The sequence below is a fragment of the Ureibacillus sinduriensis BLB-1 = JCM 15800 genome (genome assembly GCF_000772955.1).
Taxonomy (GTDB): Bacteria; Bacillota; Bacilli; order Bacillales_A; family Planococcaceae; genus Ureibacillus; species Ureibacillus sinduriensis.
The window spans coordinates 218,170-232,713 of sequence record NZ_JPVO01000054.1 but is presented as its reverse complement, the minus strand read 5'-3'; the positions used below and the strand labels follow the sequence as shown (position 1 = coordinate 232,713).

The following is a 14,544-nucleotide window of genomic DNA, read 5'->3' as shown; positions in this document are numbered from 1 at the left end:
GTATCAAAATTTGACGAAAATGTTTACAATTGTCGCCTTTTCAATGGTTTTTCTCTCTAAATGCATTAGAATGGCTCAACTAGTCCAAAATAGGTCGAGTAGATGTGCAAATATATCTTGAAAATTACTAGGTAACTTATTCTAAGCAGCGAATATAAGCAAATTTCTCCAGAAATACCCTTAAATCTGGTATACTACTTTTCGAGGTGAAACTATATGACAATAATAATACTAATTAATGTCGCCATATTATTGGCACTCATGGTATTTTTGCGCTACTTAAACAAAAAACATGTAAAGTTTTCCAATCGTGTTTTTGCTGCACTAGGTTTAGGTATTCTTTTAGGTTTAGCACTCCAGCTTATTTTTGGTGCTACCTCCGATGTTGTGACAAAGACTGTGCCCTGGTACAACATCATTGGTACAGGCTATGTAAAGCTTTTGCAAATGATCGCAATGCCACTTGTATTCATTTCCATTTTAGCGGCTTTTACTAAAATGAAGCTTGGAAAAAATCTAGGGAAAATTGCTGGACTTATTTTGGTTATACTGATAGGCACTACTGCCATTTCAGCAGGTGTCGGTATTTTCTCGGCTACCATATTTGACCTTGATGCCACTCAATTAGTGCAAGGTGATGCAGAGATTGAACGAGGCACATCTTTGGAAGAGCAATCGGCGGGAGTAAAATCATTGCCTGAACAAATTATAGAATTGTTCCCTGCCAACCCCTTCTTGGATTTGACTGGTGCCCGTTCAACTTCGACCATTGCTGTAGTTATTTTTGCAGCCTTTTTAGGATTTTCCTATTTAAGAATTGTCCGCAAAGATGAAGCAACTTCCAAAACAATCAATAAAGCCATTGACGCAATTTACTCATTGGTTATGGGCGTCGTGACGATTGTTCTAAGGCTGACGCCATACGGAATTTTGGCGATAATGGCACGCACCGTGGCAACAAGTGATTTTGGGGCAATTTACAATTTAGGAAAATTTGTAATCGCATCTTATATAGCGTTACTAATCGTATTCCTTATCCACTTGATCATCATTTCCCTGACAGGCTTAAGCCCAATTATGTATGTAAAAAAAGCGAGTGAAACTTTACTTTTCGCTTTCACTTCAAGATCGAGTGCCGGGACTCTGCCATTAAATTTAAAAACACAAGAAGAACGTTTAGGTGTTCCGGATGGAATTGCAAACTTCGCAGGCTCCTTTGGACTTTCGATTGGCCAGAATGGATGCGCTGGGGTTTACCCTGCCATGTTGGCAATCATGATTGCACCGACTGTTGGAATTAACCCGCTTGATATTGGCTTTATTGCAACTGTTATAGTCGTTGTTGCGATTAGTTCATTTGGAGTGGCCGGTGTTGGTGGTGGTGCAACATTTGCTGCCATAATCGTATTATCGGCCCTTGATCTACCTGTTGCTCTTGCAGGGGTGTTAATTTCGGTTGAACCGTTGATTGATATGGGGCGTACGGCATTAAATGTCAGTGGTTCCATGACGGCAGGAGTTACGACAGCTAGAATTATGGGCGACCTCGATAAGGATATTTATAGTGACCCAAGAATGAAAGAACTAGGCGAATCGTAGCAACCTACTCCTTCTAATTCCTGAATTAGGAGGAGTTTTCTTATGTCTCTTTACACATAAATCGTTATCGTCTCGTCTACTTTCTATTATCTTTTGCTTATTTTGTCGACAAACCATACTTTCTAATTGTCAATATTAGATAATTTCCATAAACTAAATATTAACTACTTGCAAAAATTGTCTATTATACTTTAAGAGGTGTTTATGATGTATGAAGAGATTACTATAGATAACAGTATATTTTATATTGAACAACATCATGTCGACACTTTCAAACAAATTGCATCCAAATTGGACAACTATTCGCCCCTTCTGAAGGAAGGTGGAATCAGCCTCTTGGATGGGTGGATTATCGCATTTAATATATGGCTCCTATTATTGCCCGATGACGAAATTATTATCAAAACGGACGAAACATCCATTTATTACACAGCGAATCTTCTAATCCATGATGCCATCAAGGATGACACACATTTCAGACATTTAAAAGATAGAAGTAATGCACCTCAAGAGCTATTCTATCTCGCTTCCCTACTTTTAGCTACAGGATTGAACGAATGGATATTGTTTGTCATGAAGAAGTATCGATTATACGACGTAATGAAGCGTTCGCAGTCAAGAAAATACTTCAATGCATTAAATGATACGGAGAAGGAAATCCAAATATTTCTAGAGGATCAAGCATTATTTGTAAAAGCAGCCGTTCAAGAATTGCGTGAAGAATCTTTCTCTCAAATGATTAAAAAATATTATGATAAAGCGTACTTTATATATATTGATCATTACAAGCAATCGCTGATATAGCATTAAGCCCGGTAAGTTTTACATTGGTAACATTAACCGGGCTTCAATATGTCAACTTACTAATTAGTAAATCCTTACCGAATAACACTCTGTTGTTAGATGGCTTTTAAACTCTTCTATTTTGTTAAATGGCACACCCACGATGACAGAAGTTGCGGGTCCGCTGGATTTGTGCAAATCTACCGAGCATTCATAATTGCGATTCGGGAAGATTCTTCCAAGTTCAGAAAGTATCCCTTTTGATCCCACCGGCCAGACATGTTTTGCAATTTCCAATCGAATCAGGTCGTATATTTCTTTTAATTTAACGACATGATGTGATTCCGTTATTACTTCATTTCCTACCAACGGCCTTCCAATAACAAACCATTGAAGTTGTTCGGTGCAAATTTCAAATTTTATCTTTCCAATAACCATTAAACTAATACCCGATTGCAGCGATTGGAAATTGGATTCAGAAGAACCATTGATGGCCGGCATAGTTACACCTATTTCGTCAAATGCTTTTTGAATTCCTTTGCAATAACCAGCCCAAGCCTCGTCTCCGCTAAAGTTTGATAAAAATATATTTGTAGGCTCCGCACCCGCACACCATTGCTCGAATAGTGAAACCCGCATTGAGTAATATGCCGTTAATTCATTCGAAACATGGACTTCATCCAATTCTTTTTCACCAATACAACTAGAGTTATCAATCGTTACAACCGATGTGTCGTCTATTCTAATCGCGTTCCTCATATTTTCGATACTTTCCCTTCCAGAAATACTTTCTCGATTATAGGTAGTGCCATCGCCGCAAGTACAGCATTAATGACGGATGCAATGACCAAGTTTGGCACGGCTCCAATAAAAAATGCGGGTGAAATTAGATAATAGAAAGGAAGAGCTGCAAGTACACCATTGCCGATAATGAAAAATATCCATTTCAACATGTTATAACCAGATCTATGTAGTACATTAAAAATATACGTGATGAGCATCATTTCAAATGCAATAAGTAAATGGAATGGGCCAGATGGAAAACCAGAGGTAAGAGCAGTTGCCAAATGCCCTATTCCTGATGCGAATCCTGAGTAAAGTGGTGGTAAAAATGCAACGCTTATTAATGCAGGAGCGGAATCCAAAGCAGCCGTTGCCATGAATCCAGGTATCTTTATGAAACTGCCGATTACACAAATTGCGGCTACTAATGCAGTTAAAATTATTTGTTTTAGAGTGGAGACCCTCATTTTACAATACCTCTCCTTTTAAAATTTGCGGGATACCGTACCATACCCGAATGACACTTTCACTTTCGGAAAATAGTTTTTGATATAGACGGCCGCAAGTATCACGTAATTTTCTTTCTTCCTTTAATAGCGGTACCACCCCTCTGCCGATATCCGTGCAAATACAAATTACTTGCGCCTGTTGATTCAACTTTTTTATCAAGTGGAACACTTCTTCTGCAATGAACTCTTCCTCCAGGTGAACATTCTGAAGAATTATTTTTTCAAAATTTCCAATGACAATGATTTCTTCTTTCGAGAACATATTGCTCGTAGGGATTTCACCTTCAAAGAAATGAATGTTCGTGGATGAATTGTTCAGCAGTTTCTCTTTTACAAACTTTCTTTTGCCATTATAGGCTCCTCCGATAATGACTTGCATCGTTTACCCTCCCTTACTTCGGAAAAATCAGTCCAGTGCATTGAATAGATGGTTCTATGGGACACCGTGATTTGCTGGAATGGTATCTCCATCGGTCCAAATAAAAACAACAATACCCGAATGACCCCACCATGAACAACAAAGGTATATTCGCCACTCTTTGTAAGTATTTTCCGCATGGATTGATGCACACGTTCTACAAAGTCGGTATAGGACTCCCCATTTGGTGGTGTATTAAATTGCGGATCATCAATCCAGCGTCGATATATTGTCGAACTCTCAAGTTCCTTATAGGTCTTCATCTCAAAATCTCCAAAATTTAATTCCCTCAAATTACGGTCTGATAAATAGTCTGCCTTCGGAAAGTAAAGCTGTGCTGTTTCAATACACCTTCTTAAATCACTACCGTATACCAATGCCGGATTTATAGGAACATGAAATGTTGATTCCTTTACTCGAATCGGTTCATCGGTCCACCCTATATATTTACCCTTTTTGTTGGCATCTGTCTTTTCATGCCGTATTAGATGAACAATAACAGGATTCCCCATAAGAACACCTCAGTCCCTTCGTTTAATGCTCCCAATAAGTCTCCGGTCATTCCACCAAAGTTTCTAATCGTCCACTTTCGGAAAAGGAAAACGAATAGAAGCATGCAGCCGATTAATATGATTCCGTTTATACCGACCAATAAATATGTAAGCATACTGAATAATAATATATAGATGATGATTGCAGACAAAATTTTTGTCGGGTTAACACTGGACTTAAAATAAGCAGCTAATCCAGTTTCTTTTACTGTGTCTGTTGCGGAGAAGTAAACTAGTAAAGCTAACCGGCTTAAAAAAGGAATTGCAAGGAAATAGAAACTGAGATTCGGTGTTTCGTTAATCAATAGTTCAAAAATAAAACCAATTTTTAATAGCAACAAGACTACCAGACAAATGGCCCCAAAGGCTCCAACCCGTGAATCTTCCAATATTTCGAGTCGCTTTTTTTGGTCCTGATAGGAAAAATAAGCATCCCCCATATCAATCCAGCCATCCAGATGCAGTCCCCCGGTCATGACGATTCCTGCCACTGCTACTAAAACGGCAAACAACAAAGCTGAAACCTGAACAGACTGCTCATTTACCAGGTGCAGTATGTTTAAGGAGCATCCCATTAAAATGCCCAAAATGGGCAGCATGATATACATGGTTGTCACTGTTTGTGAGTTCATCGGAAGTTGTTTGCGAATAGGCAATGACGAAAAAAATTGAAACGATAATAGAAATCCGATCAAACTGTTCTTCAAAATGGGCACCTTCCTATTTCCAACGTTCAACCTTACTATAATCCATTTCGTATGCCTCGTCACTATAATGGACGATCCATTGATGCAATTCTCCTAGCAGTCGCCGATAATAATTCGCCTCGGCGTAGGAAGAAGCCGGCTCATCCAGAATTTCGTTCGATACAAGGAGGATAATCCCATCATTCTTTTTCCAGCTTATGAATAGTTTTTTCAGTTTCACAAGGTACTTCTCAATTTCTAGCATTCTGGCATTAGCTTCAAGGTGTTCGGTGATATACAGGATATTACTAAGCCAGGTTGTAATACAATCCCATAAAATCACTGATTGCTTTGGCGAGATGTTTTCCGGCAACTTCGGGTCGTCTTGTATTTCAATTGTACTCCACTTTATTGCCGAATTTTCACGATCTTTCTGGTGGCGTCTTATCCGCATTTCCATCTCTTCATCAACGGCAACTCCCGAGGCAATATAGTACAGACTGCTTCGTTCCAATTCTTGATAAAGCTGTTTGGCATAATATTCTGCGAAAGCACTTTTCCCGCTCCGAACACCGCCAGTGATAAAAATTACTTTTGCCATTTTTGCCTCCTGAAAAAATTTGATAGCCCTCATTGTTGTTCATGATAGAAAAAACGAAAAGGCAAACTCTTAAAAGAATTTGCCCTTCGTACGTTTAGTTAAACAATTCAGGATAGATTGTCGATGCAATCAGTTCGATTGCTTCTCCAATCCGTGGACCTGGACGATCCAGGATGTCGGCGTTTAATTCATATACTTCATCATTTTGAATCGCCGAAATAGTTGACCAACCTTCCCGGGCTAATATTTCTCCTTTTGGATCTTCACTATAGTTTACGGTAGTAATGATCGCTTCCGGGTTTCGTGTAATGATATCCTCTTCTGAGACCTCAAACCAACTTTGCTGATCGGCATAAATATTTTCAACACCCGCTGCTTCGATCAGCTCCTGCTGGAAAGTACCAGAGCCTACAGACCAAATGTCTGGTGATGGGGAAATTTCAAAGTAAACTTTTTCCTTTTTATCAAGCGATGCCGTTTTTTCTTGAACCGCTGCAATTTGATCCTCGATTCCCGAAACAATCTCATCTGCTTTTTCTTCAAGGTTTAACACTGCTGCCATCTGCTCAATGTCTCCGTATACATCATCAATGGTTGCGGCCGTTTTAATGACAAATACCTTCAGCCCGGCACTTTCCAACTGTTCAATAGGGCTTGCATCCCCTGAAGTATATGCAAATACGACATCAGGCTGCATTTCAATTACTCTTTCCGTATTAATAACCATCGAAGTCGAAACTCGTTCGATCTCAAGTGCTTCTTCTGGGTATGTATCATATTCAGTTGCACCGATAATTTGCCCGCCCACTCCAAGCTCAAATAAAATTTCCGTATTACTTGGTTGTAATGAGACGATAGTTTCCGGCACTTCTTCAAATGTTATTTCAACACCGCGGTCATCCATCACTGTATATGGACCCGTCTCCTCTGTACTTTCCTTTTCGGTAGTGTCGGTGTTTGTTGTGTTGCTGTTTTTAGTTGTGTCTTGTGAATTACATCCAACTAAAACTAATGAAATAGCTAATGGGGCCAACCACTTTTTGTTAATAAACTTCATTGTATTTCCTCTTTTCGTTTTTTCTTTATTGGATAGGATTTACTTACAAAAGATATTTCATCCACACCTTGTTTACGGTTCGTATAGACGGCCATAACAAAAAATACATTTGCAAGAAGGCCTAGATAATCAAACAAAATTTCTGGAACTTCACGTTCTTCGCTAACTTTATGAAGTGCACGATATGATTTTTTTGCTTCACTGCGACAAATATGAAGCAATGCCCCCGCCTCACACCCTTGAGGTAATACAAATTGCTGAATTACATCCCCAACTTGATCCACATAAAAATCATAGCGCTCACTTAACCATTGTAAGTCTCCTTCGGAAATTGCCAATTTCCCTCGAACAGAGCCGTTTACATGGTACGCATTTGGCTGGATTGCTTGCAAGTCTTCATAAACAATCCGACACTCTTCGACATCACGTATCGCAGGCAAGACAGCTCCAATTCGTGTCGTAAGAGAATCTGTCCTGATTTCAAAATCAACCAAACTTCCTTGCTCACGCATAAATGGATAACAGCTAAATCGCATATCCTTTCGAATAGTTAATCCTCCCCAACAAAAACAATTAGTGAATCACTCATTCTTCAATTATAAAAAATAAAAAGCCATCCGGGAAAATGGATGGCAAAATATTATAGAACTTATACAATAACGATTCCTTCAATCAAGCCGTACATTCCCTTTATTTCCGAAGAGTTTTGTTACGATCAGAAAAAGATAGGTCTCCTGGCTTATGCATAGCATTTCAAAGAGCCTTCCCATCAACACTAGATAGTGGCAAATTCCTGAAACTAGCACATACAGTTGCGGACACAGCCTCGGTTTTGCACCGAATTCCCAATTAAGCGTTCTTACGCATCTTCTTCCTGCAAACACTATTCACTTAACAGCAATATACCATATTTTCCAGAAGAATAGTATTTTTATTTCTCCGATTTGATAAAGAGAAAGAGCAACCGATTAAGTACAACTTAAGCACTTTCCGTAGATTTCGAATTTATGAGCTTCTATCGTGTAACCGGGAAGTTTTTCATTCAACATTTCCATAGGGCAAATGGAGATTTCTTTTACGTTCCCGCATTCCATGCAAATAAAGTGGTGATGATGGTGATCAGATTCACACTGCATGCGGAAATTCCTCTCACCATTCAACTCGGTTTCTTCTAAAATCCCCAGGTCAACAAATGTAGCCAAATTCCGGTATATTGTATCGAAACTCATTCCAGGAAAGTCCTTCTTCAAGACAGATAAGAGATCCTTTGCAGTTAAATATTTATCCGTTTCTTGGAACATATTTAATATTAATTCACGTTTATCTGTTTTTTTATAACCGTTATCCTTTAGTATTTCCCATGCTTTCGTTAAATTCATTTAACCGCTCCCCTTTCCTTGGCATTTGAACTAAGTACGATTTTTTTCACTAAAATGACAATTAATAGAATTAATATGGAGGTAACGACAATTGTACCACCTGGAGCCAGATTTAAATAGTACGCACTCACTAACCCAATGATAACAGCTGCTTCCCCAAAAAGGATGGAATAAATAATTGTTTGTTTGAAGCCTTTGGCTATTCGCATACTTGCGGCAACCGGTAATGTGATTAATGAAGAAACTAACAATATCCCAACAATTCTCATACTAGCCGCAATAACAAGGGCAACGATCAACATGAACAAGAAGTGAATCCACTTGGCCGGCAGTCCGCTAGCATATGCATATTCCTCATCAAAAGCAAGGACGAACATCTCTTTGAAGAACAAAAACAAGAATACGATTACGATCACCGCAATTCCTATTACAATCCATAAATCCTGTCTTGACACAGCCGAAACAGAACCGAATAAATAGCTCATTAAATCGGTATTAAAGCCACTTGCCAAAGATACAAAGATGGCAGTCAGTCCAATACCCGCCGACATGATAATGGGTATGGCCAACTCTTCATAATGTTTGTAAAGTCTCCGCAACCGTTCAATTAAAATGGAACCACTCACAGCCGCAGCAATTCCTAAATAAATTGGGTTCAATAGAATCAACCAAGAGAAGCTCTGGCTTAAGTATAAGCTCCCGGCGATCCCTGCCAATGTTACGTGCGATAAGGCGTCTGCAATGAGAGACATCCGTCGTACAACGATGAAAACACCTAATAACGGTGCGATGACACCAATAACAAGCCCTGAGATAAAGGCGTTTTGTAAAAATTCATAGTTTAAAATTGCTTCAATCATTTTGCCTTCTCCTTATCAATGAATCTTTCTAACCGAATGTCCATACCAATTGTCCAATTGAGTTTGGGAAATTGTATCAAACTCCTTCTTGAATCCATGGAAATGGATTGTTTGATTTAAGCAGGCAACATGACTGATGCGGTTAGATACTGTGTCCACATCATGAGTCACTAAAATAATTGTCTTATTTTGTTCCTCGTTTAACTTTGCCAACATATCATAAAATGATTGGACATTTTCATGATCAATCCCAACAGTCGGCTCATCCAGGATTAGAACTTTTGGGTCTGAAATAAGTGCTCTTGCAATAAAAACTCTTTGTTGCTGTCCACCAGATAGCTGACCGATATTTCGGGTATGGTATTGTTCCATACCTACGGAGGTTAATGCTTCAATAACTTTGAAATTTGCATCTTTCGGCATTTTTTTTAAGAGTCCTGTTTTTTTCGTCAAACCACTTTTGACGACTTCCTCGACTGTTGCCGGGAAACCCGAGTTAAATGCATTCGATTTTTGGGAAACATAGCCAATCCATTCTCTATTACGGAATGTTTCGTTCGATTGGCCAAAAAGTTGAACTTCCCCCGTCATCGGTTTTAGTAATCCCAGCAACAACTTTAACAATGTTGATTTACCTGAACCATTCGGGCCAAGGATTGCAAGAAAGTCCCCTTCCTCCACTTTTAGGGAGATGTTTTTTAGAACTTGCGTATATTCATATTGAAAAGACACATTTTTCATATCAATTAATGTTTGACTCATTTTTTCTCTTCTTTCTAATTCATAATCATTACGATTTACAACTTGTTAGTATAGTGGATTTGTAGAGAATTGTAAAGTAAGTAAACTTAATTTACGTAGAATTTGATTTTTGAATGAAAAGATTTTTGAAAGGGTGTAGTTTTTTGAAACAAATCGAATTTATTGAACAGTTTTTATCTAAATCGGATAAAGAAATTGTAAAATTTTCAAGGGAATACGGAATCGATTTAACCCTTGAAGAAGTAAAACGTTTAAGACCGCTATCGGAACGTGCATCGATCACTTGGCTCATTACCGGAATACCTAATTCATTCTTGAAAGAAGTAGAATCCATTATCGGCAAGAAGAAACTTAAGAAACTTTTAAAGTATATGGAGAACTACTAAACAATTCAGTTAGACGAAAAAAAAGAGGCTTCTGCAGAAGAAACCTCTTTTTATGCGAAATGGAGTATTTAACCTCTTATAACCGCTTTAGGACAATTATATCTAATCGATTGAGTTCCGATTCACCCAGTTTCTAGTATTTTACAATCATCTTTTTTACCACCTCATCAATTGCATTCAATCTGATAGAGGATTGGTTTTGCGTCATGATGGCAAAAGCATAGGTACGACCACTATTTGCTTCCAGATAGCCGGCCAGTGTATAGACACCTGATATGTGGCCCGTTTTTGCTATCACCCTATTTCGATATTTCTCTTCATTAAAACGATTCTTTAGGGACCCACCGATGTTGCGCTCCGATTGACCACCTATGGGTAGGCTGGAGTGAATAATTTTATATGCAGGATTATCCCGCATTTTAACCAATAAAAGCGTAAGTTCATTTGCCGTTACTTTGTTGCCGTGCGACATGCCGGAACCGTCCTGCAAACTCCAATTGTCCATATTCAATCCAATCGAAATTCCATATTCCTCTAAAGCATTCAGCCCTTCATTTGTATCGCCTTTCCCATTAAATTCATTGCCCATTGTTTTGATGAAAATATCAGCCATACTATTATTGCTGAATTTTAAAAATGGGTACATCAAAGATGCCAGAGGCAAGGAATGCTTAGTATAAAGAGATTTTGCACTTTTCGGTACTAGCTTGCGTTCCAATTTGCTTGTTTTGATGAATTCCAGCCCATTTTGCTCGAAGTTATCCTTTATGGCATGCAGTGTATTGATGGTTGGGTCAAACAAAGTTACCCAATCTTTGAACGTTGTTTCATAGGGAATATTACCAGTAACGATCACTTCATTCGTTCCATATTGGCGTAAAATCTCAATCGTATTTTGCTGGTTTCTATTTACCGTCATCGCTTGATTGTTTATAATCATCCCGCTTGTACTCGGCTCTACAGTTACAGCTGGTTTAGCTCCGGCATTTGTAGCATTGACATGAATAAGGATTGTTCCTGCATCATAATCATTATCAGGCGACATTGTTAGAGCGGAAGTCCGGGCAGCAAAATAATAACTTTCATCTTCTTTGGCTATTCCAGGTGTTAATTGATCACCTGAAAATAAGGAATCATCCCCAAAAAGATTTCCATTAATTTGATGGATTCCGTTAAACTTCAAGATGCTTGCCATCATAGTAAAATCCTTTTTTTGCAAAGTAGGATCGCCTCCACCCTTAATGTAGACATCACCATTCAGGGTGTTCCCTTCCATCTCGCCATCTATATAAAGCTTTGTCTGAAATTGGTAATCCGACCCTAACATCTCAAGTGCCGCCGATGACGTTAATAATTTTAAAGTGGAAGCCGGTTTCATCGCTATATCGCCATTTTTTTCAAATAGCATTTCACCACTATTTATTTCTCTTATAGAAACACTAATATTTTCGTTTCCTAATTGAGTTTGTACAATAGTTTCTAAAGCTGTTGCTTGTACAAATTGAAATGGGAGATTGAGCAACAGAAGTACTATAATAGAAAGAATTAGTTTCGTTTTCATTAATTCCTCCAAAAAAATCAAGATGATATTAGTATTGGCATCTTTTTCTTTCTTTAAGCCTTTCTTTTAAAGAAATCGTTAATGAACCAAAAGAGCTGTAAAAATGGTTGACTATCCCCATATATATGTTCGGGTGATTATTTATACTACTTGTACAAGCAAATTGATGGCAACGTGGTCCGAGTGGATATGAAAAACTTTGAGGATACTAATCAATCAAAAAAACATCAAGCAAATTAATTTGCTTGATGCACTGTCTTTATTAAACTAGCAATGCTTCGATTTCGGCAGGTTTGTATTCCCCGGTTTTAAGCATTTCGATTTCCAATTTATAAGGTGCTTTTTTGTTCTTTGCGTCAGGTCCTATCCAAGGTGTTTCCAGAATTTTCGGCACCTCTTTAAACGCCTCATGGTGGACAATCGATTTAAGTGCCTCAAACCCAATATGTCCAAATCCGATATTTTCATGGCGGTCTTTTCCAGCTCCGCAGACGTTTTTGCTGTCATTGATATGAACAACTTTAATCTTGTCGATTCCAATCAATCGATCGAACTTAGCCAATACACCATCAAAATCATTTACAATATCGTATCCTGCATCGTGTGTATGGCAAGTATCGAAGCAAACGGATAGTCGATGGTTATTTTTTACGCCATCGAAAATTTGGGCGAGTTCCTCAAATGTTCTCCCGATTTCCGTCCCCTTGCCCGCCATGGTTTCTAAGGCAATTTGAACTGGATATTCTGAGGATAATACTTCGTTTAGGCCTTCAATAATTTTCGCAGTTCCCGCTTCAACACCCCCACCCACATGGGCGCCGGGATGAAGAACAATTTGGGTTGCACCAATTGCAGCAGTACGTTCGATTTCCTTTTGCAGGAATTCTACGCCAAGTGCAAACGTTTCAGGTTTTGTTGTATTCGCGATATTAATAATATAAGGAGCGTGGACAACGATGTTAGAAAGCCCATTTTCTTTCATGTGTGCGATTCCCGCTTCAATATTTAACTCGTCAATTGGCTTCCGACGAGTATTTTGCGGAGCACCGGTATAAATCATAAATGTTGATGCACCATAGGCAGCAGCTTCTTTACTGGAACCAAGAAGCATCTCTTTCCCACTCATCGATACATGTGAACCTAACAACATATTCAAGTCCCCCTAAAACTTAAGGTATTAACCTTTTCAACTATTTTTGACGATTCTTTTTTCGTCTTTCTTTCTTTTTAATTTTTTCCATTTCCCAACGCATGTTTCGTTTATAGCCGGGTTTTACTTTTTTCGGTTTGCGTACCTTCGATTTTGCAATCGCATCGATTTCGTTATCATGTTTCGCGCGGTTCGCTCTTGCATGACGCTCTTTCAGCTCAATCCATTCGCCGTTTTTCACATCTTTTTGAACTAATGGAATGTCCATTTTTTCTATACGGACCACTGCATCTTCTTCTTCCGGCTCAAACAAAGTAATCGCTGTTCCTTTATTGCCTGCGCGGGCTGTTCGACCCACACGGTGGATAAAGAATTCCAGGTCTTCCGGAATTTCATAATTGATGACATGGGAGATTCCTTGAATATCAATACCGCGTGCTGCCAAATCGGTTGCAACGATGTATTGGAATTCTAGGTCGCGAATCTGTTTCATCATTTTCTTGCGGTCACGAGGACTTAGATCCCCATGAATTTGTCCAACCCGAACGCCTTGCTCTGCAAGGAATCCAGCAACAGCTTCGGCATTTTTTCTAGTATTACAGAAAATAACTGCCAAATAAGGATTGATTGCTTCCATGACTTCCATCAAACGGCGGTTTCTTGATTTGGAGCGGACCGGAACTAAAACGAAATCTATCCCTTCAGCCACTGGCCGTTTATCATTCATATGGATATGGACTGGTGCTTCCATATACTTCTTTAGGAAAGGCTGTAATTTTTCTGGGATAGTTGCAGAGAAGACAAACATTTCAAGCTTTTCCGGCATATGGGATGCAAAACCATCGATTTCTTCAATGAATCCCATATCAAAAGCAAGATCCGCTTCATCAACTACTAAAATCGGTGATGTGTGAACAAGCAATGCTCCTTCTTTCACCAAATCTCGAATTCGTCCAGGTGTACCTACCACGATTTGTGGTTGAGTTTTTAATTTATCAATCGATCTTTGTTTATCGGTTCCACCGATGAACAATTTTGCCTGAATTTCTGTTTGCTCAATCAGCTCATTTAGAGCATCAAAAATTTGTTGGGCCAGTTCTCTCGTTGGAGAAGTGATCACCGCTTGCACTTCCTGCTTTTCTTCATTAATGCGCTGAACAATCGGCAATAGAAAACTATGCGTTTTCCCTGTCCCTGTATGCGCTTGTCCAATCGCACTTTTCCCTTTTAAAATAAGGGGTATCATTTCCCTTTGAATCGGTGTTGGTTCTTCGAAGCCAAGTTTTGCAATTGCTTCTTTTAAAAATGGCTTAAAATCATAATCTGAGTACTTCGACATTTTTCGTACCTCCTAATATGTTTCATATTGTACCATCTATAGAGAAAAAAGAAAAACTAAACAAGTGACAACCCAAGTCATATCAAGGCATTTAGAATATTAAGTTAATTTTGCCGAAAT

At 38.8% G+C, this 14,544-nt stretch carries 17 protein-coding genes and 1 riboswitch; of the genes, 3 read left to right on the top strand and 14 right to left on the bottom strand.

What is annotated here, in order from left to right:
- Window positions 1-216 precede the first annotated feature (216 nt).
- Both CD33_RS15155 and CD33_RS15150 read left to right on the top strand, forming a co-directional pair.
- Window positions 217-1,599, top strand: a complete 1,383-nt coding sequence (locus CD33_RS15155) for an L-cystine transporter (protein ID WP_036201868.1) — start codon at window positions 217-219, stop codon at window positions 1,597-1,599.
- Window positions 1,600-1,806: 207 nt separating this feature from the next.
- Window positions 1,807-2,403: a hypothetical protein gene (locus CD33_RS15150; RefSeq protein WP_036201865.1), complete on the top strand. Its 597-nt coding sequence runs from the start codon at window positions 1,807-1,809 to the stop codon at window positions 2,401-2,403.
- Between the two features lie 63 nt (window positions 2,404-2,466).
- On the opposite strand, the gene CD33_RS15145 is transcribed toward CD33_RS15150, so the two are convergent.
- The 11 genes from CD33_RS15145 to CD33_RS15095 all read right to left on the bottom strand — a co-directional run bounded on the left by CD33_RS15145 (window position 2,467) and on the right by CD33_RS15095 (window position 9,988).
- A complete protein-coding gene (locus CD33_RS15145) occupies window positions 2,467-3,141 on the bottom strand; it encodes a hypothetical protein (protein ID WP_036201862.1) in 675 nt (224 codons plus the stop codon).
- On the bottom strand, window positions 3,138-3,632 hold the full coding sequence (locus tag CD33_RS15140; protein ID WP_036201860.1) for an ECF transporter S component: 495 nt from the start codon (window positions 3,630-3,632) through the stop codon (window positions 3,138-3,140). The genes CD33_RS15145 and CD33_RS15140 overlap by 4 nt, the downstream gene beginning before the upstream one ends.
- Window position 3,633: 1 nt before the next feature.
- Window positions 3,634-4,053 carry a bifunctional adenosylcobinamide kinase/adenosylcobinamide-phosphate guanylyltransferase gene (locus CD33_RS15135; protein WP_036201857.1) on the bottom strand — a complete coding sequence of 140 codons (420 nt, stop codon included), beginning with the start codon at window positions 4,051-4,053 and terminating at the stop codon, window positions 3,634-3,636.
- Complete coding sequence (locus CD33_RS15130; RefSeq protein WP_036201854.1) at window positions 4,005-4,604, bottom strand: histidine phosphatase family protein; 600 nt, start codon at window positions 4,602-4,604, stop codon at window positions 4,005-4,007. The genes CD33_RS15135 and CD33_RS15130 overlap by 49 nt, the downstream gene beginning before the upstream one ends.
- Window positions 4,577-5,350 carry an adenosylcobinamide-GDP ribazoletransferase gene (gene cobS, locus CD33_RS15125; RefSeq protein WP_036201852.1) on the bottom strand — a complete coding sequence of 258 codons (774 nt, stop codon included), beginning with the start codon at window positions 5,348-5,350 and terminating at the stop codon, window positions 4,577-4,579. The genes CD33_RS15130 and cobS overlap by 28 nt, the downstream gene beginning before the upstream one ends.
- 13 nt (window positions 5,351-5,363) lie before the next feature.
- Window positions 5,364-5,930, bottom strand: a complete 567-nt coding sequence (locus tag CD33_RS15120) for a bifunctional adenosylcobinamide kinase/adenosylcobinamide-phosphate guanylyltransferase (RefSeq protein WP_036201849.1) — start codon at window positions 5,928-5,930, stop codon at window positions 5,364-5,366.
- A 94-nt stretch (window positions 5,931-6,024) separates the two neighbouring features.
- Window positions 6,025-6,987 carry an ABC transporter substrate-binding protein gene (locus CD33_RS15115; protein ID WP_036201848.1) on the bottom strand — a complete coding sequence of 321 codons (963 nt, stop codon included), beginning with the start codon at window positions 6,985-6,987 and terminating at the stop codon, window positions 6,025-6,027.
- Window positions 6,984-7,535: a cobalamin adenosyltransferase family protein gene (locus tag CD33_RS15110; protein WP_036201845.1), complete on the bottom strand. Its 552-nt coding sequence runs from the start codon at window positions 7,533-7,535 to the stop codon at window positions 6,984-6,986. The genes CD33_RS15115 and CD33_RS15110 overlap by 4 nt, the downstream gene beginning before the upstream one ends.
- 159 nt (window positions 7,536-7,694) lie before the next feature.
- Window positions 7,695-7,873: riboswitch (cobalamin riboswitch) on the bottom strand.
- A gap of 82 nt (window positions 7,874-7,955) precedes the next feature.
- A complete protein-coding gene (locus CD33_RS15105) occupies window positions 7,956-8,366 on the bottom strand; it encodes a Fur family transcriptional regulator (protein ID WP_036201843.1) in 411 nt (136 codons plus the stop codon).
- Window positions 8,363-9,226, bottom strand: a complete 864-nt coding sequence (locus tag CD33_RS15100) for a metal ABC transporter permease (protein ID WP_036201840.1) — start codon at window positions 9,224-9,226, stop codon at window positions 8,363-8,365. Before CD33_RS15100 ends, CD33_RS15105 begins: the two co-directional genes overlap by 4 nt.
- A 15-nt stretch (window positions 9,227-9,241) precedes the next feature.
- Entirely contained in the window at window positions 9,242-9,988 is a 747-nt protein-coding gene (locus tag CD33_RS15095) for a metal ABC transporter ATP-binding protein (protein ID WP_036201837.1), read from the bottom strand.
- Window positions 9,989-10,131: 143 nt separating this feature from the next.
- On the opposite strand from CD33_RS15095, the gene CD33_RS15090 reads away from it, so the two are divergent.
- Entirely contained in the window at window positions 10,132-10,374 is a 243-nt protein-coding gene (locus CD33_RS15090; RefSeq protein WP_052130284.1) for a hypothetical protein, read from the top strand.
- A gap of 133 nt (window positions 10,375-10,507) precedes the next feature.
- Here CD33_RS15090 and dacB read toward each other — a convergent pair whose 3' ends face one another.
- From dacB to CD33_RS15075, 3 genes are all read right to left on the bottom strand, one after another.
- Complete coding sequence (dacB, locus tag CD33_RS15085) at window positions 10,508-11,935, bottom strand: D-alanyl-D-alanine carboxypeptidase/D-alanyl-D-alanine endopeptidase (RefSeq protein WP_036201835.1); 1,428 nt, start codon at window positions 11,933-11,935, stop codon at window positions 10,508-10,510.
- 262 nt (window positions 11,936-12,197) lie between these two features.
- A complete protein-coding gene (locus tag CD33_RS15080; protein WP_036201831.1) occupies window positions 12,198-13,085 on the bottom strand; it encodes a deoxyribonuclease IV in 888 nt (295 codons plus the stop codon).
- 40 nt (window positions 13,086-13,125) lie between these two features.
- Window positions 13,126-14,424, bottom strand: coding sequence for a DEAD/DEAH box helicase (locus CD33_RS15075; RefSeq protein WP_036201828.1), 1,299 nt, complete (start codon window positions 14,422-14,424; stop codon window positions 13,126-13,128).
- Between the last annotated feature and the right edge of the window lie 120 nt (window positions 14,425-14,544).